Annotated in this window: 22 protein-coding genes and 1 tRNA gene; 15 read left to right on the top strand and 8 right to left on the bottom strand. The window is 71.2% G+C overall.

Features of this window, described 5'->3' with window-relative positions; genetic code table 11:
* Window positions 1-57: 57 nt before the first annotated feature.
* Complete coding sequence (locus EZ242_RS02675) at window positions 58-1326, top strand: aspartate kinase (protein WP_135283554.1); 1269 nt, start codon at window positions 58-60, stop codon at window positions 1324-1326.
* A 38-nt stretch (window positions 1327-1364) separates the two neighbouring features.
* A tRNA-Ser gene (locus EZ242_RS02680) sits at window positions 1365-1457 on the top strand.
* A 205-nt stretch (window positions 1458-1662) separates the two neighbouring features.
* On the opposite strand, the gene EZ242_RS02685 is transcribed toward EZ242_RS02680, so the two are convergent.
* Both EZ242_RS02685 and EZ242_RS02690 read right to left on the bottom strand, forming a co-directional pair.
* The gene (locus EZ242_RS02685; RefSeq protein WP_135283555.1) at window positions 1663-1848 is read right to left on the bottom strand and encodes a hypothetical protein; all 186 of its coding nucleotides are present in this window, start codon (window positions 1846-1848) and stop codon (window positions 1663-1665) included.
* Between the two features lie 35 nt (window positions 1849-1883).
* Window positions 1884-2786, bottom strand: a complete 903-nt coding sequence (locus tag EZ242_RS02690) for a LysR family transcriptional regulator (RefSeq protein ID WP_135283966.1) — start codon at window positions 2784-2786, stop codon at window positions 1884-1886.
* Window positions 2787-2900: 114 nt separating this feature from the next.
* Here EZ242_RS02690 and EZ242_RS02695 point away from each other — a divergent pair, with 114 nt between their 5' ends.
* The 3 genes from EZ242_RS02695 to EZ242_RS02705 all read left to right on the top strand — a co-directional run bounded on the left by EZ242_RS02695 (window position 2901) and on the right by EZ242_RS02705 (window position 6446).
* Window positions 2901-4526: an FAD-dependent monooxygenase gene (locus EZ242_RS02695; protein WP_135283556.1), complete on the top strand. Its 1626-nt coding sequence runs from the start codon at window positions 2901-2903 to the stop codon at window positions 4524-4526.
* Window positions 4527-4591: 65 nt separating this feature from the next.
* Entirely contained in the window at window positions 4592-5605 is a 1014-nt protein-coding gene (locus EZ242_RS02700) for a tripartite tricarboxylate transporter substrate binding protein (protein WP_135283557.1), read from the top strand.
* A 4-nt stretch (window positions 5606-5609) separates the two neighbouring features.
* On the top strand, window positions 5610-6446 hold the full coding sequence (locus tag EZ242_RS02705) for an alpha/beta hydrolase (protein ID WP_167784621.1): 837 nt from the start codon (window positions 5610-5612) through the stop codon (window positions 6444-6446).
* Between the two features lie 57 nt (window positions 6447-6503).
* Here EZ242_RS02705 and EZ242_RS02710 read toward each other — a convergent pair whose 3' ends face one another.
* Window positions 6504-8531, bottom strand: coding sequence for a hypothetical protein (locus tag EZ242_RS02710; RefSeq protein ID WP_135283559.1), 2028 nt, complete (start codon window positions 8529-8531; stop codon window positions 6504-6506).
* 89 nt (window positions 8532-8620) lie between these two features.
* The gene (locus tag EZ242_RS02715) at window positions 8621-9001 is read right to left on the bottom strand and encodes a copper-binding protein (protein WP_135283560.1); all 381 of its coding nucleotides are present in this window, start codon (window positions 8999-9001) and stop codon (window positions 8621-8623) included.
* 280 nt (window positions 9002-9281) lie between these two features.
* Between EZ242_RS02715 and EZ242_RS02720 the strand changes: the two genes are divergently transcribed.
* The 3 genes from EZ242_RS02720 to EZ242_RS02730 all read left to right on the top strand — a co-directional run bounded on the left by EZ242_RS02720 (window position 9282) and on the right by EZ242_RS02730 (window position 11545).
* A complete protein-coding gene (locus EZ242_RS02720; protein ID WP_135283561.1) occupies window positions 9282-10295 on the top strand; it encodes a sulfate ABC transporter substrate-binding protein in 1014 nt (337 codons plus the stop codon).
* A 211-nt stretch (window positions 10296-10506) separates the two neighbouring features.
* Window positions 10507-10815, top strand: coding sequence for a hypothetical protein (locus tag EZ242_RS02725; RefSeq protein ID WP_135283562.1), 309 nt, complete (start codon window positions 10507-10509; stop codon window positions 10813-10815).
* Window positions 10816-10939: 124 nt separating this feature from the next.
* On the top strand, window positions 10940-11545 hold the full coding sequence (locus EZ242_RS02730; RefSeq protein WP_135283563.1) for a hypothetical protein: 606 nt from the start codon (window positions 10940-10942) through the stop codon (window positions 11543-11545).
* 9 nt (window positions 11546-11554) lie between these two features.
* Here the strand turns inward: EZ242_RS02730 and EZ242_RS02735 are convergent, their stop codons facing one another.
* Together EZ242_RS02735 and EZ242_RS02740 are read right to left on the bottom strand one after the other, a co-directional pair.
* The gene (locus EZ242_RS02735) at window positions 11555-12964 is read right to left on the bottom strand and encodes a sensor histidine kinase (protein WP_240786960.1); all 1410 of its coding nucleotides are present in this window, start codon (window positions 12962-12964) and stop codon (window positions 11555-11557) included.
* 13 nt (window positions 12965-12977) lie between these two features.
* Window positions 12978-13652: a response regulator transcription factor gene (locus EZ242_RS02740; protein ID WP_135283565.1), complete on the bottom strand. Its 675-nt coding sequence runs from the start codon at window positions 13650-13652 to the stop codon at window positions 12978-12980.
* A gap of 113 nt (window positions 13653-13765) precedes the next feature.
* Here EZ242_RS02740 and EZ242_RS02745 point away from each other — a divergent pair, with 113 nt between their 5' ends.
* Genes EZ242_RS02745 through EZ242_RS02755 form a run of 3 tightly spaced genes read left to right on the top strand, consistent with a single transcriptional unit; the run spans window position 13766 to window position 16819 of the window.
* Complete coding sequence (locus tag EZ242_RS02745; RefSeq protein WP_135283566.1) at window positions 13766-14725, top strand: Bug family tripartite tricarboxylate transporter substrate binding protein; 960 nt, start codon at window positions 13766-13768, stop codon at window positions 14723-14725.
* A 40-nt stretch (window positions 14726-14765) separates the two neighbouring features.
* Window positions 14766-15320, top strand: coding sequence for a tripartite tricarboxylate transporter TctB family protein (locus EZ242_RS02750; protein ID WP_135283967.1), 555 nt, complete (start codon window positions 14766-14768; stop codon window positions 15318-15320).
* Window positions 15320-16819, top strand: coding sequence for a tripartite tricarboxylate transporter permease (locus tag EZ242_RS02755; protein WP_135283567.1), 1500 nt, complete (start codon window positions 15320-15322; stop codon window positions 16817-16819). Before EZ242_RS02750 ends, EZ242_RS02755 begins: the two co-directional genes overlap by 1 nt.
* Window positions 16820-16835: 16 nt before the next feature.
* Here the strand turns inward: EZ242_RS02755 and EZ242_RS02760 are convergent, their stop codons facing one another.
* Window positions 16836-17738, bottom strand: coding sequence for a LysR family transcriptional regulator (locus EZ242_RS02760; protein WP_135283568.1), 903 nt, complete (start codon window positions 17736-17738; stop codon window positions 16836-16838).
* Window positions 17739-17859: 121 nt separating this feature from the next.
* Here EZ242_RS02760 and EZ242_RS02765 point away from each other — a divergent pair, with 121 nt between their 5' ends.
* Genes EZ242_RS02765 through EZ242_RS02780 form a run of 4 tightly spaced genes read left to right on the top strand, consistent with a single transcriptional unit; the run spans window position 17860 to window position 21071 of the window.
* Entirely contained in the window at window positions 17860-18771 is a 912-nt protein-coding gene (locus EZ242_RS02765; RefSeq protein ID WP_135283569.1) for a ferritin family protein, read from the top strand.
* 19 nt (window positions 18772-18790) lie between these two features.
* A complete protein-coding gene (locus EZ242_RS02770) occupies window positions 18791-19756 on the top strand; it encodes a Bug family tripartite tricarboxylate transporter substrate binding protein (protein WP_135283570.1) in 966 nt (321 codons plus the stop codon).
* Complete coding sequence (locus EZ242_RS02775; protein WP_135283571.1) at window positions 19753-20148, top strand: RidA family protein; 396 nt, start codon at window positions 19753-19755, stop codon at window positions 20146-20148. Before EZ242_RS02770 ends, EZ242_RS02775 begins: the two co-directional genes overlap by 4 nt.
* Window positions 20145-21071 (top strand): alpha/beta hydrolase, encoded by a 927-nt coding sequence (locus EZ242_RS02780; protein ID WP_135283572.1) that lies wholly within the window; start codon window positions 20145-20147, stop codon window positions 21069-21071. Before EZ242_RS02775 ends, EZ242_RS02780 begins: the two co-directional genes overlap by 4 nt.
* A 375-nt stretch (window positions 21072-21446) precedes the next feature.
* On the opposite strand, the gene putA is transcribed toward EZ242_RS02780, so the two are convergent.
* A complete protein-coding gene (gene putA, locus EZ242_RS02785; protein WP_420821229.1) occupies window positions 21447-25190 on the bottom strand; it encodes a trifunctional transcriptional regulator/proline dehydrogenase/L-glutamate gamma-semialdehyde dehydrogenase in 3744 nt (1247 codons plus the stop codon).
* Window positions 25191-25199: the final 9 nt, after the last annotated feature.

A 25199-nucleotide genomic window follows, 5' to 3' on the forward strand; every position in this document is an offset into this window, starting at 1 on the left:
GTCCTTGCGGCCAGCGACTTCCAGCCTTGCCGCCCGCGCGCCTTTCTCTTCTTTTCCATGGCATTGATCGTTCACAAATACGGCGGCACGTCGATGGGCTCGACCGAGCGCATCCGCAACGTCGCCAAGCGCGTGGCCAAGTGGGCGCGGGCAGGCCACCAGATGGTCGTGGTGCCCAGCGCCATGAGCGGCGAGACCAACCGCCTGCTCGGCCTGGCCAAGGAGCTGTCGCCCGCGCGCTCCTCCGATGCCCTGCTGCGCGAGCTGGACATGCTGGCCTCCACGGGCGAGCAGGTCTCGGTCGGCCTGCTGGCCATCGCCCTGCAGGCCGAGGGCCTGGAGGCGGTGAGCTACGCGGGCTGGCAGGTGCCGGTGCGCACCAACAGCGCCTACACCAAGGCCCGCATCGAATCCATCGAGGACAAGAAGGTCCGCGCTGATCTTGCCGCCGGCAAGGTCGTCGTCATCACGGGCTTCCAGGGCGTGGACGAGAAGGGCAACATCACCACGCTCGGCCGTGGCGGCAGCGACACCTCGGCGGTGGCGGTGGCCGCTGCCATGCAGGCGGCCGAATGCCTGATCTACACGGACGTGGACGGCGTCTACACCACCGATCCGCGCGTGGTGCCCGAGGCACGGCGCCTGTCGTCGGTCAGCTTCGAGGAAATGCTCGAGATGGCCTCCATGGGCTCCAAGGTGCTGCAGATCCGCTCAGTGGAGTTCGCGGGCAAGTACCGCGTGCCCCTGCGCGTGCTGTCCAGCTTCACACCCTGGGACATCCCGATCGAGGAAGAAGCCCACTCCGGCACCTTGATCACTTTTGAGGAAGACGAACAAATGGAACAAGCCGTTGTCTCCGGCATCGCGTTCAACCGCGACGAGGCCAAGATCTCCGTGCTGGGCGTGCCCGACAAGCCCGGCATCGCCTACACCATCCTGGGTGCGGTGGCCGACGCCAACATCGAGGTGGACGTCATCATCCAGAACATCTCCAAGGACGGCAAAACCGACTTCAGCTTCACGGTGCACCGCAACGACTACGCGCGCACCGTGGACCTGCTCAAGACCAAGGTGCTGCCCAGCCTGGGCACGGACCAGATCGAGGGCGACACCCGCATCTGCAAGGTCAGCATCGTGGGCATCGGCATGCGCAGCCACGTGGGCATCGCCAGCAAGATGTTCCGCGCGCTGTCGGAGGAGGGCATCAACATCCAGATGATCTCCACCAGCGAGATCAAGACTTCGGTCGTCATCGACGAGAAGTACATGGAGCTGGCCGTGCGCGCCCTGCACCGCGCCTTCGATCTCGACCAGCCGGAGAGCTGAACTGCCCCGGGCTTGGGTTATCATCCAGCCCCTGCACAGGAAACGTGACCGAGAGGCCGAAGGTGCTCCCCTGCTAAGGGAGTATGCGGTGTAGAGCCGCATCGAGGGTTCGAATCCCTCCGTTTCCGCCAGGACCCTCCCCAAGGACAGCAGCACACTGCCGTCGCTTCGCGGAAAGGCGTCCTGAACTCACTCCCCCACTTCTCATGCCGGCCCGGCGTGGCAGACCCCGCAGAGCTGGTTGCCCTTCGTGTTCCTGCAGTACGCCGTATCCGTGCGCGTGGTACGCGCGCCGCTTCCCGTCGATGGAAGACGTGCGAGAACACGGCTTGGGGCTCAGCAGGTCTTGATGCGCCCGCTGCGGTCGTACTGCACCGTCACGCCGCTCGGGAACTGAAGGTAGGCCACGCCGTCCACGCAGGAGACGGCGTAGCCGGTGAGGTTGGCCGTGAACTTCCGCTCGAACCAGCCACAGCCGCTCACGAGAACACTCGCCAATGCGACGACGATCACCCGATGCATAAGGACCTCCAGGACAGGGCGGTCCAATGTACCGGCTAGCCGGCCAGCCGGGCTGCAGCCGCCTTCAGGGCCTGCGCGAAGTCCGCCGCCGCCGGCTTGCCCGCCGCGCCCCGCCGCGAGACGAGGAACAGGTCCAGGTGCACCGCCGGCTCCACGAGCATGGCCACGCTCAGCCCGTGGCGCACGCACTCGTCCAGCACGAAGGACGGGACGATGGCATGTCCGTGCCCGGCCTGCACCATGCCGATGAGCGTGCTGATGAGGTTCATGCGCGGGCGGTCCTGCGGCTGGCTGCCCAGGCGGCCCAGGTGCTTCTCGATCAGCGCCTGGATCGGGTTGTCCGTGGGCAGGCTCACCAGCGGCAGGCCCTTGAGGCTGCTCCAGGGGCGGCTCGGGCCCAGGCCGGGGGGCTGCGTGCCGGGCGGGCTGATGCGCATCAGCCTGAAGCGGCACACCGGCTCGCGCACCAGGCCCGCGGCCGGCTTGATGAAGAAGCCCAGGCCGATGTCCGCCTCTTCCTCCAGCACCCGGCGGCGCACCATGTTCACGTCCACGTCGGCCAGCCGTACCCGGACGTTGCGATGGGTCTCGGCGAAGCGGCGCACCACGGCCGGCAGCAGGGTTGCCGCCACCATGGGCGTGGCCGCCACGTCAAGGCGCGAGCGCACCGCCTCCTGCGCGCCGCCGATCACGGCCTCCAGGCTGCGCAGCTCGCCGACGATGCGTTCGGCCACGGGTTGCAGGCGGCGGCCCGCCTCGGTCAGCGTGACCGAACGGGTGGTCCGCTCGAACAGGCGCGCGCCCACCTGCTCCTCCAGTTCCTTGACCAGCATGCTCACGCCGGAAGGCGACAGCGGAATGGTTTCGGCCGCGCGGGCGAAGCTCTGCAGCCGGCAGATTTCCAGGAAGGCGAGCAGCTGGCGGCTGCTCACATTCATCAACTTCCCTGAATAGTTCATCAGAATGTTCCGTTTGATTCATGTCAAGGAACGGCTTCCAATTGTGTGGCAGCGCGGCGCCGTGGGCGCCGGTTGCACCGGACTTGGAGCAAGATGACTACGGACAGGACAACGGCCGGCCAGCAGGACGCCGGCGTGGTGATCGTCGGCGGCGGCCCCGTCGGCATGGGCCTTGCGATCGAACTGGGCCAGCGCGGCATCCGCTGCACGGTGGTGGAGCGCTACGCGCAGCCGCAGCCCATCCCGAAGGGGCAGAACCTCACGCAGCGCACCATGGAGCACTTCCACTTCTGGGGTGCGGAAAAGGCCTTGCGCGCCGCGCGCACCATTCCCGCGGAGTACGGCATCGGCGGCCTGACCGCCTACGGCAGCCTGCTGGGGCCCTACCACTACGATTGGCTGCAGCGGGAGCTGGTCAAGCCCTTCTACTTCACTGCCAACGAGCGCCTGCCGCAGTACGCCACCGAGGCGGTGCTGCGCGCGCGCGCGGCGCAACTGCCCAGCGTGGAGACCCTCTACGGCTGGGACGCCGAGACGCTGTCGCAGGACGCCGAGGGCGTGACGGTGAACGTCCGCGAACGCCGCGGCGAGGGCCGGCGCACGCTGCGTGCGGCCTATGCGGTGGGCTGCGACGGCGCGCGTTCCAGCGTGCGCGAGCAGGCCGGCATCACCCAGACGCGCACCGACCACGACCGCGTGATGGTGCTGCTGGTGTTCAAGTCGCGCCAGCTGCACGAGCTGCTGCAGCGCTACCCGGGCAAGAGCTACTACAACGTGCTGCAGCCCGAGCTGGAGGGCTACTGGAAGTTCCTGGGCCGGGTGGACCTGGGCAGCACCTGGTTCTTCCACGCGCCGGTGCCCGTCGGCACCACGGCCGAGAACTTCGACTTCAAGCGCTTCCTGAACGAGGCGGTGGGTGCGGACTTCGAGGTGGACTTCGAGCACATCGGCTTCTGGGACCTGCGCTTCGCCATCGCCGACCGCTACCGGGCCGGCCGGGTGTTCATCGCCGGCGACGCCGCGCACAGCCACCCGCCTTATGGTGGCTACGGCGTCAACTCCGGGCTGGAGGACGCGCGCAACCTGGGCTGGAAGCTGGCCGCCACGCTGCAGGGCTGGGGCGCGCAGGCGCTGCTGGACACCTACGACGCCGAGCGGCGTCCGGTGTTCGCCTCCACCATCGACGACTTCATCGCCAAGTCCATCGCCGACGACAAGCAGTTCCTGGAGGCCCACGACCCGGCGCGCGATCGCGCCGGCTTCGAGGCCGCCTGGCAGGCGCGCGCGCAGGGCGCGGTGGGCGAGGTGAACGCCTTCGAGCCGCACTACGAGGGCTCGCCCGTGGTGTGGCCCGGTACGGGCGAGGCCCGCTGCAGCGCCAAGGGCTCGCACCGCTTCGAGGCCCGTGCCGGGCACCACCTGGCGCCGGCCGTGCTGGCCGATGGGCGCAATGTGTTCGAAACGCTCGGCCCCGGCTTCACCTTGCTCGCGCTGGGTGCCGATGCCCAGGCCACCCAGGCTTTCCGGGACGCGGCGGCCGAACAGGGCCTGCCACTGCAGCTGGTGCAGGAAGCCGCCGGCGGTGAAGCAGATCGCTACGGCGCGCAGTGGGTGCTGGTACGGCCGGACCACTTCGTGGCCTGGGTCGGCCATGAACCCACTTGCTCGATCGACCAGGCGCGCCGCGTGCTGGCCCTGGCCCAGGGCCGCGCTGGCTAGCCGTCCGAGCCGCCATCCGCGCACCCGCGCGGCATGTCCATACGACCTATTTAACGGAGACGAAGATGAACCTGATCCACACCCCTTCCGCCGCACGCCGCTCGGCCCTGCGACTGACCGCGGCCATCGCAGGCGCCGCCCTGCTGGCCGGCGCCGTCCTGCCGGCATCGGCGCAGGACAAGTACCCCTCCACGGCCGTCAAGCTGGTGGTCCCCTTCGGGCCCGGCACGGGACCGGACATCCTGGGCCGCACCATCGGCCAGAAGCTGGCCGACAAGTGGGGCCAGCCGGTGGTGGTGGACAACCGCAACGGTGCCAGTTCCGCCATCGGCACGCAGCACGTCGCCGCCTCGCCCGCGGACGGCCACACCATCATGGTCACGGCCAACACGCTGGTGCTGAACAAGGCACTGCGTCCCAACGCCAACTACGACCCGGTCAAGGACCTGCAGCCCATCGCGCCGCTGGCCATCGGTCGGCTGGCGCTGGTGGCGCACCCGAGCCTGGGCGTCAAGAACGTGGCCGAGCTGCTGGCCATGGCCAAGGCCAAGCCCGGCGAGATCAACTACGCCTCGCCCGGCAACGGCACGCCGCACCACTTGGCGATGGAGCTGTTCAAGCAGGGCACGGGCGTGAACCTCACCCACATCCCCTACAGCGGCACCCCGGGCGCCGTGAAGGACGTGCTGGGCGGCCAGGTCAAGCTGATGTTCCTGCCGATCCACGTGGCGCAGGCGCAGGTGAAGGCGGGCCGGCTGGTCATGCTGGCCTCCGGGGGCAAGCAGCGCGCCGAGACCACGCCGGACGTGCCCTCGGTGGCCGAGGCCAGTGGCGTGAAGGACTTCGACGCCGACATCTGGTACGGCATGTACGCCCCGGCCGGCACGCCGCCCGCGGTCGTGTCGCAGCTCAATCGCGACGTGAATGCGCTGCTGGCCTCGCCCGAGCTGAAGGAGGTGCTGTCCAAGCAGGGCCTGTCCACGCTCACCGGCTCGCCGCAGGACCTGGCCAAGCTCACGAGCGATGACCTGGCCCGCTGGGCCAAGGTGGTCAAGGCCGCGGACATCAAGGCGGACTGACGCCGTGCAGGTGGAGATCCACACCCTCCTCACCGAGGACGCGGTCACGCTGCAGCTCGCCTGGCTGCCGCCGCGCGACCCGCAGGCGCCGGTGCTGCTGGCCACCCACGGGGTGGGCAACTCCTTCACCCTCTCGGGCCTCTGGGGCGCGCTGCAGCGCGTCGCGGCGCGCGGCTGGGGCGTGGCGATGATCAACAACCGGGGCCACGACTGGGTGGCCATGAACCCGGGCGATCGCCGCTGGGTCGGCGCGGCCTACGAGACCATCGAGGACTGCGTGCTGGACTTCCAGGCCGGCCAGCGCTGGCTGCGCGAACGGGGGCACCGGCGCATCGTGATCGCCGGCCACAGCCTGGGCGGCCTGAAGGCGGCGTACACGCAGGCCCATGCCCCCGCCGACGAGGTCGTCGCGCTGGCGATGTTCTCCTCGCCGCGCCTGCCCGACGAAAAGGTCTGGGACTGGCCGGCGCACCAGCGCCTCCTGGCGCGCTGCCAGGAGATGGTGGCGCAAGGCCGGGGCGAGGAGCTGATGCACGTGGACATGCCCACCAACACGCCCGCGATGAAGGGGCTGATGTGCTTTCGGACCTACATCAACAAGTACGGACCGGATGCGGCCACGACGGCGCTGCGCTATGCGGACCGCATCCGCGTGCCGGTCTTCCTGCTCGCCGGTGACCATGAGAAGCCGCAGCTGTCCTTTTCCATCGACTTCGAGCGCGCGTTGTCCAACGCGCCTTCGGTGCGGCGCGTGATGGTCGAGGACTGCGACCACATCTACACCGACCGCCACCAGCAGGTGGCCGATGCGGCGCACGAGTGGCTGCTCACGCTGGGATAGCGCTGCGGGTTCCGGCGCCCTGACAAGGCGCGTGGTGTCGCGGCCTGGTGGCCGAACTCACTCGGCCGCTTCGGGGCGTGGCCGCGTGCGCAGACGCAGCGCGAATGGAAGCGGCCAGTCGCCGTCCATGCCGGCTGCGGCTTCGCTGGGCAGGTCCAGCTGCGGCCATGCGCGCGGGCCGGGCCAGAGGCCGTCGTTCGCCGCGCGGGCGCAATGCGCGGGGTAGCGGTCGATGCCGCCAAGGTCCAGGAAGAGGCCCAGGTTCGGCAGGCTCTCGCGAACGTTGCCCCACGCCGGCTGGTAGGCGGCGCCCAGCGCGCGGCAGTCGGGCGTGGCAAGGCGGTAGTGGTCCTTGCCCGCAGCATCGACGAAGAGGCCGGTGCTGTTGGCGTGCGCGACGCCCAGGCTCATCGTGCCGGCGGCGTAGTCGTCGTCCCCGCCCTCGTCCACGAACACGCCGACCGACAGGTCGTGCGCGGAGCCCAGCGTGATCGGGTGACTGGTGCGGTAGGCATCCTTGCCCGTGCCGCGCTTGAGCAACACCCCGGCCGCTTCGTGGGCCGCGGCACCCATGGCGTACCAGGCCGCTTCGAACTGGTCGTCGCCGCCGTCGTCCAGCAGCATGCCCAGGCCCTGGTAGTAGCCCACGCCCTGCGCGAACACCTGCGCCTCGTAGCGGTCGTTGCCGGCCAGGTCGAGCAACAGCCCGATGCCGCCGGCGAGCGAGCGGCCGTCGAAGAACACCCCGCGCATGCCATAGCCAGCGCCTTGTCCCATGGAGGCGTTCCGATCCGGCAACTGCGGCGAAGGGCGCACCAGCGGTTCGTTCGTGAGGGCGTAGCGATCGTTGCCCCCCGTGTCCACCAGCAGCGCCACGCCGAGCGGCCCGCCCGTCGCCTGGGAATAGGTCTGTGCCTCGAAGCTGTCCTTGCCGCCGCCGGTGAGCAGGACCGCGAAGCCGCCGAGCGCATAGGCCTGCGAACGGCTGCCGGCCACGAAGCGGTTGTCGCCACCGCCATCGACGAGCAGGGCTGCGCCGAAAAGCGCCGCGGCCTGTGCCTGCCGGGTGCCCTGGTAGCGGTCGTCGCCTTCGGTGTCCCAGAGGATGCCGTAGCCGAGCGTCGCGCTCGACGGATCGGCGCCTGGCGCGACGCTCACGTAGCGGTCCTTGCCGCCATGGTCCAGGAGCACGCTGAGGCGGTGCGTGTCGCTGCGCGCGAGGAACTCGTAGTCATCGTCGCCGCCCACGTCCAGCACCAGCAAGGCGTCCTCGAGAACGTGTCGGTTGTCGCGGCCCGTGGTGTCCACCACGATCCAGCCCAAGGGCGTCTGCAGCGACCAGGCCACCGCGGGCAGCGCGGCCTGGTCCTTCACGAAGGCCTGCAGGCGTTCGACCGCGGCCACCAGGTCGAGCATGCCGGCCAGGAGCGCTTCGCGTTCGACGAGCGGCAGCAGCTGCCGGAAGTCGGGGGTCTCGAAGAGGGCGAGCCGGTCTTCCAGCGCCTGCTGCCGAAGCAGCTGCGCCGACACGCCCGGCGCAAGGCGCTCGAAGGCGCGCTGCTGGAAGCGGTAGGCCTGCGACATGGCAGCGATCACGCGGGCGAGCTCGTGGCGCAAGGGATTCGGCAACACGGCCGCGTCCGGCAGCGTCGGAACCCATCCGGCTGCGGCGGGCGTGTCGGCCATCCAGGCCAGGCTGGCCGCGAGTGGATCGGCGGCGCGCGCCAACTGCGCGTCAATCGCCGGCGTCACGGCGTCCACGCCGCGTTGCACCTGCAGGCCCGCCAGCGGGCCCACCAGGCTGATCGACTGGTGCGGCGAGGCCGCGGCAGCGCGCACTGCGTCGCCCAGCACGCCAAGGCGGTAGGGCGCCTCCAGCGGGGCGGCCATCACCGACCGGAAGAAGGGCAGCTGCTGGCTGCGCGTGGCGGCGGCGTCGAGCCGGGTCGAATCAGGCGCGCCGCGCTCGTTCGCCGCGCCCGCGCGCTGCAGCAGTTCCGGCAGGGGCGGGCGGTGCTGCGTCTGTGCAGCGGCCGGACCTCCCCATGCAAGTGCCAGGAGCAGGGCGGCCACGGGTCGGAGCATCGGCCGACTGTAGCAACGCGGGCCGCTCCTGCGTGGGGTGCGCGACGCAAGCGCCCGGGCCTCGCGCCCCATCAGCTCAGCGCCCCGAATCAATCGCAGCGCTGGAACCGTTCGCAGGGAGGAACGGCGCGGATCGTCACGAGCGTGTTCTCCCCCTCGATGCGCTCGGCCCGGAACTTCACGCTGGTGCCCTCGCGCAGATCGTCGAGCAGGCGCCGGTCGCGCACGCGAAAGCGCAGGGTCGTGAAGGGCAGCTTCGCGCGGGGCACGATCTTGAGGTGCACGTACAGGCGTCCGCCCTCGTCTTCGATCCATGAGCGCACCGTGGCCCGAGTCTCCACGGGAGCCGCTTCGCCAGCGCCGGAGGCAGACGCCGGCGCCGCCTGCGCGCCGACCTGCCCGGATGCCGCGCAGGTCGGCCCCGCGGCCAGCGCCAGCACCACGGCACCCGAAACGGCAGTGAAATTCATTCGCCGCGTGATGGTGAGCTCCCTGCCGTGGAGTCCACGGTCATACGGTCAGGTACGAGCAGGTGCTCGCGTATTCCAGCCAGAACTCGATCTGTCGCATTGCCGTACTCCGCGGGAAGTTGCTGCTGCATGGGGCCTGGAGGGCACGGGTCCATTCTGATGCGACCGGGCCGGGAATTCCGATATGCATATCCGAATGAGCATGTGAGAAATCCATCGTTCTCTTTTTCCCGCTGGGCTTCACACAATCGGCTTCCCTTCGACAACGCACGGATTCCTCATGCTTTCTCGGCGCGCCATCGTCCGCTTTCCTGCGGCATTCCTTCTCCCGGCGGGCGTTGGCATTGCCACGGCGCAACAACGCATCGAACTGCTCAACGTCTCCTACGACCCCACGCGCGAGCTGTACGCCGAGTTCAATGCCGCCTTCGCCCGCGAGTGGAAGGCACGCACGGGGCAGGTGGTGGTCGTCAAGCAGTCGCACGGGGGCTCGGGCAAGCAGGCGCGATCCATCCTCGACGGGCTGGAGGCGGACGTGGCAACGCTGGCGCTGGCGGGGGACACCGAGGCGTTGGTGCGGCATGGGGGCTTCGTCCAGCCCGGCTGGCAGAAGCGCTTGCCGAACAATGCCTCGCCCTACACGTCCACCGTCGTCCTGGTGGTCCGGGCCGGCAACCCCAAGGGCATCAAGGACTGGGAGGACCTGGCCCGGCCCGGCATCGGCGTGATCACGCCCAATCCCAAGACCTCCGGCGGTGCACGCTGGAACTATCTCGCCGCCTGGGAGTACGCCCGCCGCCGCCACGGGGGCGATGCGCAGGCCAGGGAGTTCGTGAGCCGGCTCTATGGCAACGTGCCCGTGCTGGATACGGGTGCGCGCGGCGCCTCCATCACGTTTGCGCAGCGCCGCATGGGCGACGTGCTCATTGCTTGGGAGAACGAGGCCCACCTGCTCGCGAAGGAGTTCCCCGGCAGGTTCGAACTGCTGACGCCGTCACTCGGCATCCTCGCCGAACCCGCGGTCGCGGTCGTGGACCGCGTCGTGGACAGGAAGGGCACGCGTGCCGTGGCCGAGGCTTACCTCAGGTACCTGTATTCCGAAGAAGGGCAGGACATCGTGGCCCGCCACTTCTACCGCCCGGCCGCTTCGCGGCAGGCGCAGGCCCGGTACGCCAGGCAGTTCCCGACGCTGGAGCTGTTCACGGTGGATCAGGCCTTCGGCGGCTGGGAGCAGGCGTCCGGGCGGCATTTCGCGGACGGCGGCAGCTTCGACCAGATCTACACGCGCAAGTAGGCCGGTGCGCACGCCGGGCCGGGCTCCGGGGCAGTGCCAATCCCGCACGCGCCGTGCGGTTGCTTTCACTTCCGGGATTGACATTGACACGATGTCAATGTTGACGATGCATGCTTCTTCAAGGCGAACAGGAGTGCATCGTGTCAGAAGCAATCGTTTTTCCGGGGCAGCCCTCCAGTCCGGATGAAGCCACCCTGCGCAGGTGAATCGGATGTGCACTTCCGCATGGTCCGCACTGCCTGCGCCGACGCCGGGTGGCCGCAGCCCGGCACGAGCCTCGCCTGGCGCCAAGGCGCTGGTGCCGCTGGTCGCCGCAGCGCTGATCGGTGGCCTGGGGCTGCTTGCGAATCAGCATCTCGGCGCCACAATGCTTCGGTCCCCCGTCGCCATCGCTGCGGGGGCCCTGGCGGCCACGGTCGTGGTGGCGTGGGGGTGGATCGAATCGCCCGCGCGCATGACGCAGGGCGTGCTCATGGGAGGCGTGGCCGCCGCGTGTGCCGCGTCGGTGGCGCTGATCTGATCGGCCGCACGATTACTGCGCAGCGGTGCGGCGACCGACGGACTTCCCCGCGCTTGATCGCCGTCAAATCGCGTTGGCCTCGGGCTGGCTAGGGTGCATGCGTCGCAGCCATCAGGAGACTCTCATGGAACGTGCACTCTCAGCGATTCTGACCGCCGCGGCTGTGATGGCTGCCGGCTGCAGCGCGCCGCAGGCCGCCGGGCCTGGCCCGCAGGCGCGCATCGGCCCCGCCGTGATGGGCCCTGGCGTGATGGCTCCCGGCATGGGCCCTGGCGGCATGGGCCCTGGCGTGATGGGCGCCTACGGACCCGGATACGGCATGGGCGCAGGAATGATGGCCGGCCCCGGCGGGGGCATGGGTCCGGGAATGATGGGTGGCCCCAGCGGGGGCATGGGTCCGGGAATGATGGGTGGCGGCGGTCCTGGCCTCGACGCGATCGCGGCCACGCTCAGCGAAGATCAACGCAAGCGCATGGCGGCCATCCAGCAGGACCTGGCGCAGCGGCAGTGGCCGCTGATGGAACGCGCGCAGCAGCTCATGGGGGCCGGCGGCGGCGCCGCCAGTGAGCAGCAGGAACGCGGCAACTACGACGCGCTCGCCGCGCTGCATCGCCAGATGTTCGAGAACTCGCTGCAGGCCCGCCGGCAGATGGAGGAGGTGCTCACGCCCGAGCAGCGCGAGCACTGGCGCCGCAGCCGGGGTGCCGGGCGTCCGGGCGCCCCCGGATGACGCGGCCGTTCAGGCGGCGCGGACTTCGGCCAGCGGCAGCCGCACCGTCGCGTCCAGGCCTTGGGTGCGCCCGCCCTCGGCACGGTCCACCAGGCTGATCGTGCCGCCGAGCGCCTGCACGATCTCGTGGCAGATCGCAAGGCCCAGGCCGGAGCCCGCGCGGGCGTCGCCCGGCGAGAAGGGCTGGAAGAGGCGCTCGCGCAGTCCCGGCGGCAGGCCCGGGCCGCTGTCGCACACCTGCAGCACGGCCCAGCCGGGCTCGGCCTCCACGCGCACCACCAGCATGCCCTGCGCGGGGCTGTGGCGGACGGCGTTGTGCAGCAGGTTGCGGGCCAGCTCGCTGAGCATCCATTCGTGCGCCGCCACGGGAGCGGGCTCGGTCTCGATGGCGAAGTCGATGTCCTTGTCGGCAATGAGCGGCGAGAGCTCCAGGGCCACGGCGCGCACCAGGGCGGCCAGGTCGTTCACGCCGGCATCGGGCCGCTGGCGCAGCTGCTCCACCTTCGCCAGCGAGAGCATCTGGTTGGCCAGGGCCGTCGCGCGGTCCACGGTGGCGTTGATCTCCGCCAGCGCGCGCTGCGGTTCGACGTCGCCGCGCAGGGCCGACTGCAGCTGCGTGCGCAGCACGGCCAGGGGCGTGCGCAGCTGGTGCGCGGTGTCGCGCACGAAGCGCTTCTGGTTGTCCAGCAGCTGGGTCAGCCGGGCCATCACGGAATTCGTGGCTTCCACCAGGGGCTGCAGTTCGCGCGGCGCATCGCCCGCCACCAGCGGGCGCAGGTCGCCTTCGGGCCGCTCGCGCAGCTGCTGCGAGAGCTGGCGCACGGGGCGCGTCGTGCGCTGCACGACCAGCACCACCACGGCGGCCACCACCGCCAGGACCACCGCCTGCCGCCAGAGGGTGTCGATCAGGATCTGCTGCGCCAGCGCCTGGCGCAGCTCCAGCGTCTCGGCCACCTGCACCACGGCCATGGCCCGGCCCTGCGCGCTGGACACGGGTTGCAGCAGCACGGCCATGCGCACCGGCAGGCCCTGGTAGCGCGCGTCGTAGAAGTCCACCAGCGCCGCGTAGGGCGGTCGGGCGGGCAGGGTGCCGCGCCAGAAGGGCAGCTCGTCGTAGCCCGACACCCACTCGCCCTGCAGGTCGGAAACCCGGTACACCATGCGGCTGCGGTTGTCCGCCTCGAAGGCTTCCAGGGCGGAGTAGGGCACGGTGGCCCGCAGGCGCGCCGCGCCGTCGTAGCCCACCACCTCCAGCTGCTCGCCGATGGTCTTGGCCGAGGCCAGCAAGGTGCGGTCGTAGGCGGTGTTGACGGCCGCCAGGGCCCGCGCATAGAGCATGGCGCCGTTGAGCGCCAAAAGCAGCACCAGCGGCACGAGGATGCCTACCAGCAGCCGGCGGCGCAGGGAGGCGGAGCGCATGGGCATCGGCGCCTCAGGACGCCTTGAGCAGGTAGCCCAGGCCGCGCAGCGTCATGAGCGTGACCCCGGTGGGCGCGAGCTTCTTGCGCAGGCGATAGACGACCACTTCCACGGCTTCGTACTGCACCTCGGACTGACCCGGGAAGACCAGCTCGAACAGGCGTTCCTTCGGGACCGCATGGCCCGGCCGGACCATGAGCGCCTGCAGCAGCGCGGTCTCCCGCGGGGTGAGTTCGAGCACGCGGCCCTCGTGGTGCACGGCGCCGCTGGCCTTGTCCAGCACGAGCGAGCCCACCGCGCTGCGGCCCGCGTCCGGGGCTGGCGGGCCGGCGCGGCGGCGGGCGAGGGCCCGCACGCGCGCCTCCAGCTCGTCCAGGTCGAAGGGCTTGGGCAGGTAGTCGTCCGCGCCGGCGTTCAGTCCCAGGATGCGGTCGCCCACGGTGCCCCGGGCGGTGAGGATCAGCACGGGTGTGTCCAGGCCCGCCTGCCGCCCGCGCTCCAGCACCTGCAGCCCGTCGAGCCCGGGCAGGCTGAGGTCCAGCACCACCACGTCGGGTGCGAGGCCCTGCCAGGCCTGCAAGGCCTCGTGCCCGTCCTCGCAGGCGCTGACCCGCAGGCCGCGCCGGCTGAGCGCGCGGTCCAGCGTCTGGCGCATCGAGGGATCGTCTTCGACCAGGAGCAGGTGCATGGCGAGCCGATTGTCGCGAGGCGGCAGCTGGTGTTTTCCCTAGGCATCCGCGACAGCCGAATGACAGCGGGGGGGCACACCATCGCCTCGCCCCACAACCTCAGGAGACATCCATGCGTCGAGACACCTTCCTCAAGTCCCTGGCCGCGCTGGCCGCCGCCGGTGCCCTGCCGCTGTCCGCGCGGGCGGCGGCGAACGTGAAGATGATGATCCCGGCCAACCCCGGCGGCGGCTGGGACACCACCGGCCGCGCCCTGGGCCGCGCCCTGCAGGACGCCAAGGTCGCCGACAGCGTGAACTTCGAGAACAAGGGCGGCGCCGCCGGCGCGCTGGGCCTGGCGCAGTTCGTCAATGCGAACAAGGGCGACCCGAACGCGCTGATGGTCATGGGCGCGGTGATGCTGGGCGGCATCATCACCGGCAAGCCGCCGGTGAGCCTGTCGCAGGCCACGCCCATCGCGCGCCTGACCAGCGAATACAACGTCTTCGTGCTGCCGGCCAACTCGCCGTTCAAGACCATGGCCGACGTGGTGGCCCAGCTCAAGAAGGACCCGGGCAGCGTCAAGTGGGGCGGCGGCTCGCGCGGCTCCACCGAGCATATCGCCGCGGCCATGATCGCGCGCGACGTGGGCGTCGATCCGGCGAAGATCAACTACGTCGCCTTCCGGGGCGGCGGCGAGGCCGTGGCCGCCATCCTGGGCGGCAACGTCACCGTGGGCGGCAGCGGCTACAGCGAGTTCGCCGAGCACATCGCGGCCGGCAAGATGAAGCCCATCGCCGTCACCTCGGGTGCGCGCCTGAAGGGCGTGAACGTGCCCACGCTCAAGGAGCAGGGCATCAACGTGGAGATCGGCAACTGGCGCGGCGTCTACGGCGCGCCCAACCTCAGCGAGGCCCAGCGCAAGCAGGTCACCGACATGGTCCTGGCCGCCGTCAAGACCAAGGCCTGGCAGGAGGCCCTGGAGAAGAACAACTGGACGCCGGCCGTGCTCGCCGGCCCGGCCTTCGAGAAGTTCGTGGACGACGAATTCGCCAGCCTGCGCGCCACCATGGTCAAGTCCGGGATGGTCTGAGGTGGGCGCCGAGCATCCGCGGGCCACGAGCGACCGCGTGCTGGCCGCGGCAGGAACGCCGGGCACTGAGACGGCGCCCGCGGGTGCCGGCCCGGCAGCGTCCGGGCGCCGCGCCCAGGCCGTCGTCGCCGGCGGCATCGTCCTGCTGGGGCTGGCCCTGGCGGTGGGTGCGATCGGCATCTCCTCCTCGGCCGGCTATGGCGGCGTGGGCCCCAACTTCCTGCCCTGGCTGGTGTCGGTGGGGCTGGTCGTCTGCGGCCTCATGCTGCTGCGCGAGGCCTTCACCGGCGGCTTCCGTGAGCTGCCCGACGATCCCGTGGCGGCGCGGCCCTGGTGGCCGGGCCTGGCCTGGGTGTCGGCGGGGCTGCTCGCCAGCGCGGCGCTCATCACCACCATCGGCTTCGTGCTCGCCTGCACCCTGTGCTACCTCCTCGCGGCGCAGGGCTTGCGGCGTGCGGCGGGACAGGCCGTCGGCGCCCGCACCTGGGCAGTGGACCTGGCCGGCGGCGCGGCGGTCGCCGGGCCGGTGTACTGGGCCTTCACGCAATTCCTCGGCATCAGCCTGCCAGGCCTGACCGCGACGGGGTGGATCTGATGGCCGAACTGCTCAACGCCCTGTGGGCCGGCTTCGCGGTCGCGGCCACGCCGGCCAACCTGCTGTGGGCCCTGGTGGGCTGCGCGCTCGGCACGGCCGTGGGCGTGCTCCCGGGCATCGGTCCGGCCGTCGCCGTGGCCATGCTGCTGCCCATCACCACCAAGGTGGAGGTGGCCTCGTCGATGATCTTCTTCGCCGGCATCTACTACGGCGCGATGTACGGCGGCTCGACCACCTCCATCCTGCTGAACACGCCGGGCGAGACCGGCACCATGGTCACGGCCATGGAAGGCAACCGCATGGCCAAGAGCGGCCGCGCGGGTGCCGCCCTGGCCACCTCGGCCATCGGCTCCTTCGTCGCGGGCACCATCGCCACGGTCATCGTCACGCTGTTCGCGCCCTGGGTGGCCAACTTCGCGGTGCGGCTCGGCCCGCCCGAGTACTTCATGCTGATGGTGCTGGCCTTCACGACGGTGAGCGCGGTGCTCGGCCAGAGCACGCTGCGCGGGATCACGGCGCTGATCCTCGGCCTGGCCATCGGCACCGTGGGCCTGGACCAGATCTCCGGCCAGCCGCGCTACACGCTGAACACGCCCGAGCTGCTGGACGGCATCGAGATCGTGCTGGTGGCCGTGGGCCTCTTCGCCGTGGCCGAGGTGCTGCACGTGGCGCTCTTCGAAGGTCGCGTGATCGAAAAGCGCAACCCCATGAGCCGTGTGCACATGAGCGCGAGCGACTGGCGGCGTTCGGTTCCGGCCTGGCTGCGCGGCACCGCCATCGGCACGCCCTTCGGCTGCATCCCGGCCGGCGGCACCGAGATTCCCACCTTCCTCAGCTACGCCACGGAGAAGAAGCTGGCCAAGGGCGAACACCGGGCCGAGTTCGGTGGGCGCGGCGCGATCGAAGGCGTGGCGGGGCCCGAGGCCGCCAACAACGCCAGCGTGACCGCGGCGCTCATTCCGCTGCTGACGCTGGGCATCCCCACCTCCAACACCACGGCGGTGCTCCTGGGCGCCTTCCAGAACTACGGCATCCAGCCCGGGCCGCAGCTGTTCACGTCCTCGGCGGCCCTGGTGTGGGCGCTGATCGCCTCGCTCTATATCGGCAACCTCATGCTGCTGGTGCTGAACCTGCCGATGGTGGGCCTGTGGGTCAAGCTGCTCAAGATCCCGCGCCCGCAGCTGTACGCCGGCATCCTGATCTTCGCGACCGTGGGGGCCTACGGCATGCGCCAGAGCGCCTTCGACCTGTACCTGCTCTGGGGCATCGGCCTGCTGGGCCTGGTCATGCGCCGCTTCGACTTCCCCACCGCGCCCGTGGTGGTGGGCATGATCCTGGGCCCGCTGGCCGAGGCGCAGCTTCGCAACGCCATCTCCATCGGCGAGGGCAGCCCGCTGGTCTTCCTGCAGCGGCCCATGTCGCTCACGCTGCTGGTGGTGGTGCTGATGGTGCTGCTGCTGCCCCGGCTGGCGCAGCGCTACCGGGCGCGCGGCGCCTGAGGCGCACCGTCGCTCTTCAACGCCCGACGCGGACCTCGGACCGCCGCGCCACGCCCAGGAACGCCGCCAGCGCCGGATTGGGGTTGTCCGGGCTGTAGGCCAGGCCGAGCGCATAGCGAAGCGCCGCCTGCCGCTTGCGAACGCGCAGGAAACGCACCCCGTCCATGTGCACGGCGCACAGGGCCTGGGGCACCAGGGCCACGCCGAGGCCCGCCGCCACCAGCGCCAGGATGGCCTGCATCTGCGAGGCCGTCTGCACGAAGCGGGGGATGAAGCCGCATTCCTGGCAGGCGGCCATCACGGCGCTTTCGAAGCCCGGGCCTTCCTTGGTCGGGAAGCCCACGAAGTCCTCCTGCGCCAGGTCCTTGAGCTGCACGCGCTCCTGCCCGGCCAGGGCGTGCTCCAGGGGCACGGCCAGCACCAGCTCCTCCTGCCGCAACACCTCCATCTTCAGCCCGCGCGCTTCGTTCAGCGGCGGCACGACGATACCCAGGTCCGTGCTGCCTTGCGCCAGCGCGGCCATCTGCGCGGCGGTGGTGTCGCCCGAGAGGATCAGCTTCACGTCCGGGTGGGTGCGCCGGAAGGCCCGCAGCAGCTGGGGCAGCACGTTCAGCCCGGCGCTGGGAACGAAGGACAGGCGCAGCGTTCCCAGCTTGCCGCTGGCGGCGCGCTGCGCGATCTCCACCGCCACCTGGGCGTGCGCGAGGGTGCGGCGCGCTTCGAGCAGGAAGGCCTCGCCGGCCGGCGTGAGCCGCACGCCCTGCCGGTCGCGGTCCAGCAGCCGGGCGCCGACGTCGTCCTCCAGGCGCTGCACGGCCACGCTCAGCGGTGGCTGCGAGACGTGCAGGCGCTCGGCGGCGCGGCGGAAGCTGCGCTCCTCGGCGACGGCAACGAACTGTCGAAGCTGGCGCAGGTCCATGGCACTCCCGGAAAAGCTCGTGATTCGCCAAAGCTATCACGCCGGCCCGCCAACGGTATTGGACGCCACCCCGGCAGGCACCGCACCATGGCTTCGCAAGCCCTACCGAGAGGACCCCCGTATGCAGGCTTCCATGCTGGAAGAGATCGCCCCCGTTCCGAACCCGTACCCCATCCGCTGGGTCACGGAATTTCCCGAGGTGCAGCGCCTGTGCGACCAGGCGCGCGAGCTGGCCTGGTCGCCGGCCGACATCGACTTCTCGGACCTGCAGGAAGCCGACCTATCTCCCGAGCTGCGGCAGGCGGGCGCCGAGTGGTGGAGCCTTCGCGCCTGGATGGAGCACGGCGCCTTGCCCTATGGCGCCGAGCGACTGCGCGATGCCATCTTCGACCACCAGCCGCTGGAGATCAAACAGCACATCGTCAACTTCATCGCCGAGGAACTGCGCCACCACGAGGCCTCGGTGCGCGTGGCGCAGGCCCTGGGCGGCTACCAGACCGAGCCGCGCGCCGACTATTTCAAGGCCGTGATCCCGCGCTTCCACGACGAGCGCGACGAAAAGGCCATGAGCTTCTTCGCCGGCCTGGCCGTGAACACGCTCTTCGAGCAGCTCTCGGGCGAGCTGCTGCAGGCGCGCTACGAGAACGCACGCTTCCGCTCGATCCGCGGCGCCTGCCAGCTCATCCTGCGCGACGAGGCGCGGCACATCCAGTTCGGGCGCATCATCATGCGGCGCTTCTTCAGCGACCTGCCGGTGGAGGAAAAGCAGCTCCTGGGCGCCAAGGTGGCCAAGAAGCTGCGCGGCAGCCTGCTCAACGGCGTGTACGCGGTGGTCAACCTGCCCGAGGAGGAGCGCCGCCGCGCCGGTCGCAATCGGGCCCTGGCCTCCGAGCACGGCCTGGGCGCGACCCATCCGGACGAGGAGGTGGCGATCATCCGCCGCGCGCTGGAGCAGATCCGCGAGGACGTCGCGCCCTACGGGGTCGAGATCCCGGCGGTGCCTGAAGTGGACCAGGCCGCCCGCATGCATTGATGCAACCCAGGAGATCGCCATGTTCCCTGCCTTCGTGTCTTCGGCCCTGATCGCCACCGCGGCCCTGGTCGCACCCGCGCTGCATGCGCAGACCTGGCCGGCCAAGCCGGTCACCCTGGTCGTGCCGTATCCGCCGGGCGGCTCGGCCGACATCCTGGCGCGCACGCTGGGACAGAAGCTGGGCGAGCGCATCGGCCAGAACGTGATCGTGGAGAACAAGCCGGGCGCCGGCACCGCCATCGGCGCCAAGGCGGTGGCCAGTTCGCCGGCCGACGGATACACCCTGCTGCTCGGCACGGTGAGCTCGCAGGCCATCAACCCCGCCATGAACAAGGTGGGCTACGACCCGGTGAAGGACTTCGCGGCGGTCTCGCCGGTGGCGGCCATTCCCTTCGTGCTGGTCGCGCATCCCTCGGTGCCGGTGAAGAACGTGAACGACGTGCTGGGCATGGCCCGTGCGCAGCCCGGCAAGATCGGGTATGCCTCGGCGGGGCCGGGCACGTCCAATCACCTGGCCGGCGAGCTGATGGCCAGCGCAGGCAAGGTGGACCTGCTGCACGTCCCCTACAAGGGCAGCGCCCCGGCGCTCAACGACGTGCTGTCCGGCCACGTGCCGCTGATGTTCGACCTGCTGGCCACCGCCTTGCCCAACGTGCAGTCGGGCAAGCTCAAGCCGCTGGCGGTGACCTCGCGCGAGCGCAGCGCCTTGCTGCCCGAGGTGCCCACCGCCCGCGAGAGCGGCCTGCCGGACTACGAGGTCACGGCCTGGTTCGGCATCTTCGCGCCGGCCGCCACGCCGGCGCCGGTGGTCCAGAAGCTCAACACCGAGCTCACCGCCATCCTCAAGTCGCCCGACATCCAGAAGCGCCTGCGTGACATGGGCGCCGAGCCCGAGACGGGCAGCGTGCAGGACTACGGCACGTTCGTCCGCGCCGAGGCGGACAAGTGGACCGGCGTGGTGCAGAAGGCCGGGCTGGTGAAATGAGCGACGGCCTGAAGGCGCTCAACCCGCCCAGCGTCGCCGCGCCGGGCGGCCCGTACAGCCAGGCGGTGCTGGCACCCTCGGGCGGGCGCTGGCTGCATGTGTCGGGCCAGGTCGGCGTGCGGCCGGACGGCAGCATCCCCGAGCACTTCGAGGGCCAGGCGGAAGTCTGCTGGCAGAACCTCGTGGCGCTGCTGTCCGAAGCCGGCATGGGCGTGCAGGACCTGGTCAAGGTCAGCACCTTCCTCACCGACGCGGCGCAGGTCGCCCGGCTCGGTCCCGTGCGCGCGAAGTTCCTGGGCGACGCGCGGCCCGCTTCGACCCTCGTGGTGGTGGCCGCCCTGGCCCGGCCACAATGGCAGGTCGAAGTCGAGGCCATTGCATGGAAGGCATGAGGAACGAGTCCGCCGCAGCGCAGGCGCAGCAACACATTCGCGCGGCCCTGGACCGCATCGGTCCGCGCTGGGCCCAGGACATCGGGCGCCACAGCCAGGAAGTCAAGGAACTCTACGCACCCGTGCTGCTCGCGCAGCCGCGCGAGGGCATCCGCGTCTGCCGCGACCTGGCCTATGGGGACGACCCCCGGCAGGTCCTGGACGTCTTCGCACCGCGGGGCGCGGCGGGCGCCGATGTCGTCGTGTTCGTGCATGGCGGCGCCTTCGTGCGGGGCGACAAGTCGGCACCGGAGGGCGTGTACGACAACGTGCTGCTGTGGTTTGCGCGGCAGGGATTCGTGGGCGTGAACGTGGAGTACCGGCCGGCCCCGCGCGCGGCGTATCCGCAAGGCGCACTGGACGTGGCCGCCGCCCTGGAATGGGTGGCGCGGAACATCGAGGGGCACGGCGGCGACGCGCGGCGCATCCTCCTGATCGGTCATTCGGCCGGCGGCACGCACGTGGCCAGCTACGCCATGGACCCGGCGCTGCCACTCACGGGCTGCCGCGCGCGCGCGCTGGTGCTGGTGTCGGCGCGGCTGAAGGCCGACGTGCTGCCGGTGAACCCGAACGCGCACGGCGTGCGTGCCTATTTCGGCGAGGACGCCTCGCTGTACGAAGCCCGCTCGCCCCTCACGCACGCGCAGCGTTGCCCGGTGCCGGCGATGGTGGTGATCGCCCAATACGAAAACCCGCTGCTGGACCTCTATGGCCTGGCCTTCGCCGAGGCGCTGGCCGCGCGCGACGGCGCTGCGCCGCGCGTGGTGCAGTGCGAAGGGCACAACCACATGTCCGTGGTGGCGCAGTTCGACACCGGTGCGCCGGATGCGCAGGCCCTGGGCCGGGAGATCCTGCAGTTCTGGCGCGGTCGCGTGGCGGACTGATCGACCCCCTCCCCCTCTGGGGGAGGGTGGGGGCGGGGGCCGCGTGCGCCGACTGCGCTGCTTTTCGCGCAGCCCCCATCCCAGCCTTCCCCCAGAGGGGGAAGGGGCCTCAATGCGAACGGTGTACGCTGCTCACAGCACGCCGAACAGCATCAACAAGACGATCAGAACCAGTGGCACGCCGAGCAGCCAGAGGATGATGGGGACCATGTCGAATCTCCTTGAATGGGTGGCCGGCGGTTGCGCTGGCCCGTCCCGACATCGTCCACATCCGCACGCTGCCGCCTGACCGGCCGGGGCGCGTGGCGCCGTAGGAAGCCACAGCGCGCACGTCGGGGCGGCCCGCCCAGCTGTATGTCAGCGGGTTTCCTCGCTTCACGTCTCCAGCGACATCAGCGTCGCATTGCCGCCCGCGGCCGCGGTGTTGATGCTGGTGCTGCGCTCCACCACCAGCCGCTCCAGGCGGACTTCATCCTCGCCCGGTGCAAGGCGCTCCACGTTCACGATCGGGCCCGGGCGATCGGCCAGGACCTGCTGCACGGCCTGCACACCCGGGGCATCACCGTGGAACAGCACGGCGTCGAAGGGCGCATCCGGGGCGGCCCAGTCCTCCACGAGGTCGATGCAGGCCCGCACCGCGGCCGGAAACCGGGAGGCGAGGGCGTGCGAGGACCCGGGCCAGACCGCGCGGCTTCCGACTGCGAGGACGGCGGCGAGTTGCACCAGGCGGTCCGCGTCATCCTCGGCCAGGCACAGCACCGCGTCCCGCGGGGCGATCCGGTACGCGTTGCGTTCGCCGGTCGGGCCGGGCAGGACGATGCCGCCATCGGCCACCGCCGCCTGCGCGAAGCGGCGGCAGGCCGCCTCCAGGCGCGGGTGGCCGGCGGCCCAGGCGGTGAGCGAGGCGAGGGCCGGGCGCGCGGGGGAGGGCACCGCCGCGGTCCGCACGCCGGGCTGCGCCAGGGCGCGCCCGAGCACGTCCCGTGGCGCCTGCGCGAGCAGCCGGTACAGGTACAACGGCCCGCCGGCCTTCGGCCCGGTGCCCGAGAGGCCTTCGCCACCGAAGGGCTGCACGCCGACCACGGCGCCGACCATGTTGCGGTTCACGTAGACGTTGCCCGCGCGCGCGGCGGCGAGCACCTGGGCCACCGTTTCGTCGATGCGGGTGTGCAGGCCCAGGGTGAGCGCATAGCCGGTGCGCTCGATCTGCGCGAGCAGCTCGCCCAGGCGCTCGCGCTCGAAGCTCAGGAGGTGCAGCACCGGGCCGAAGACCTCGCGGTCCAGCGTGTCGAGGCGGTCCAGTTCGACCAGCGCGGGCGTGACGAAGCTGCCGCCCGCCGCATCCTGCCCGGCGCGCGCGACCTGGTGCACCGCCCGGCCCTGGGCCCGCATGCGCGCCAGGTGCGCCTCGATGCCGCGTCGCGCGTCCTCGTCAATGACCGGGCCCACGTCCACCGCCAATCGGTCGGTGCGGCCGAGCTGCAGTTCGGCCATGGCCCCGAGCAGCATGTCGCGCACCCGCGGTGCCAGCTCGCGCTGCACGCACAGCACGCGCAGCGCCGAGCAGCGCTGGCCGGCGCTGTCGAAGGCCGAGCCGATCACGTCGGCCACCACCTGCTCGGGCAGGGCCGAGGAGTCCACGATCATCGCGTTCTGGCCGCCGGTCTCGGCGACCAGGGGAACGGGCCGTCCCTGCGGGCCCAGTCGCCCGGCGAGCTGCCGCTGCAGCAGCCGCGCCACCTCGGTCGATCCGGTGAAGAGCACGCCCTGCACCCGCGCGTCGCCCACCAGCCGCGCGCCCACGGTCTCCCCGCGTCCGGGCAGCAGCTGCACCGCTGCGCGCGGGACACCCGCATCCCACAGCGCGCGCACCGCTTCGGCCGCGATGAGCGGCGTCTGTTCCGCCGGCTTGGCCAGCACCGTGTTGCCGGCCGCGAGCGCCGCCGCGACCTGGCCGCAGAAGATGGCCAGCGGGAAGTTCCAGGGGCTGATGCACACCACGGCGCCGAGCGGGCGCACCTCGCCTTCCCCCAGGTGGTCGCGGGCCTGCCCGGCGTAGTAGCGCAGGAAGTCCACCGCCTCGCGCACCTCGGCGACCGCGTTGGCGGCGGTCTTGCCGGCTTCGCGGACCAGGAGCGCCATGAGGCGGGGCATGTCGTCCTCCAGGCGGTCCGCGGCGCGCTCCAGGAGGCTCGCCCGTTCGCTCGCGGGAACGGCCGACCACGAGGGGGCGGCACGGTCCGCTTCGGCGAGCGCGCGTTCGACCTCGTCATCGTCCGCTTCGCGGGTGTGGCCCACGACGTCCGCGTGCGCGGCGGGGTTGCGCACCGCGTCGGTGGCCGGGCGGGTGTCGGCGGCGAGCAGGGGCGGCGCGCTCCAGCCCTGGGCGACGGTGCCCTGGAAGCACGCCTGCAGGCGATCCAGCGTATGTTCGTCGGCGAGGTCCAGCCCGCGCGAGTTCAGGCGCGTGGGCCCGAAGAGCGCGCGCGGCAGGGGAATGGCCGGGTGGGGCAGGCCGGGCGCACCCTCGCGCGCGGCGCTCTCGTCGATCTGCGCGGCTGGCTCGCGCAGCAGCTCGTCCAGGCTCAGGGCCGGGTCCGCGATGCGGTGCACGAAGGAGCTGTTGGCGCCGTTTTCCAGCAGGCGGCGCACCAGGTAGGCCAGCAGGGTTTCGTGCGTGCCCACGGGCGCGTAGATGCGGCAGGCACGCCCCAGGCCGCCCTGGGCCTGCCGGCCGACCACCTGCTCGTACAGCGGCTCGCCCATGCCGTGCAGGCACTGGAACTCGTACTGGCCGGGTTCGTAGCGCGCCGGCCCGGCCAGCTCATACACCGCGGCCAGGGTGTGCGCGTTGTGCGTGGCGAACTGCGGGAACACGGCGTCCGGCGCGGCCAGCAGCTGGCGCGCACAGGCGAGGTAGGCCGCGTCGGTGTGGACCTTGCGCGTGTACACCGGGTAGTCGTCCAGGCCGTCGAGCTGCGCGCGCTTGATCTCCGCGTCCCAGTAGGCACCCTTGACCAGGCGCACCATCAGGCGCCGCCCGCTGCGCCGCGCGAGGTCCACCAGCCAGTCGATGACCGCCGGGCAGCGCTTCTGGTAGGCCTGCACCACGAAGCCCAGCCCCGTCCAGCCGGCCAGGTCCGGCTCCTGGCAGAGCCGCTCCAGCAGGTCCAGCGACAGCGACAGGCGCTCGGCTTCCTCGGCGTCGATGTTCAGGCCGATGTCGTAGCCCCGCGCAAGCCGGCACAGACCGAGCAGGCGCGGGTACAGCTCGCCCATCACGCGTGCCTGCTGCGCGCGGCTGTAGCGCGGGTGCAGGGCCGAGAGCTTGATCGAGATGCCGGGCCCGTCCAGCACGCCGCGGCCGCGCGCGGCCCGGCCGATGGCGTGGATCGCGTGCTCGTAGGCGAGCAGGTAGCGCTGCGCGTCGGCCTCGGTGAGCGCGGCTTCGCCCAGCATGTCGAAGGAGTAGCGAAAACCCTCGGCTTCGCGCGGTGCGGCGCGGCGCAGCGCCTCCTCGATGGTCTCTCCGGTGACGAACTGCTCGCCCATGAGGCGCATGGCCAGGTCCACGCCCTTGCGGATCAGGGGCTCGCCGCCGCGCGCCAGCAGCTTGCCCAGCGCGGCGCCCAGGCCCGATTCGCTGTGGGTGGCGGTGAGCCGGCCGGTCACCAGCAGGCCCCAGGTGGCGGCGTTGACGAAGAGCGAGGGGCTTCGGCCCAGGTGCCGGCCCCAGTCGCCCTGCGCGAGCTTGTCGCGGATCAGCGCATCGCGCGTGGCCGCATCCGGGATGCGCAGCAGGGCCTCGGCCAGGCACATCAGGGCCACGCCTTCCTGCGAGGACAGGGCGTACTCCTGCAGCAGGCCCTGCACCAGGGCACCGCTTCCGGCCTCGCGCTGGCGCCGGCGCACGCCCTCGGCGATGCGGCGGCCCAGGCGCTGGACCGCGGCCGCCGTGGCCTCGTCCAGCCGCGCGGCGTCCAGCACCTCGGCCACGGCCTGCGGCTCGGGGCGACGGGTGGCGCGCGTGATGGCCTCGCGCAAGGCCGACGTGAACGGAGCGGCCGGGTGGAAGCCGGCGAAGGGAGCAGGCGAGCAGGTCACGAAGGGGGTGTGGATGTAGCCGAG

Source organism: Ramlibacter rhizophilus, from assembly GCF_004681965.1.
In the GTDB taxonomy this organism is placed as follows: domain Bacteria; phylum Pseudomonadota; class Gammaproteobacteria; order Burkholderiales; family Burkholderiaceae_C; genus Ramlibacter; species Ramlibacter rhizophilus.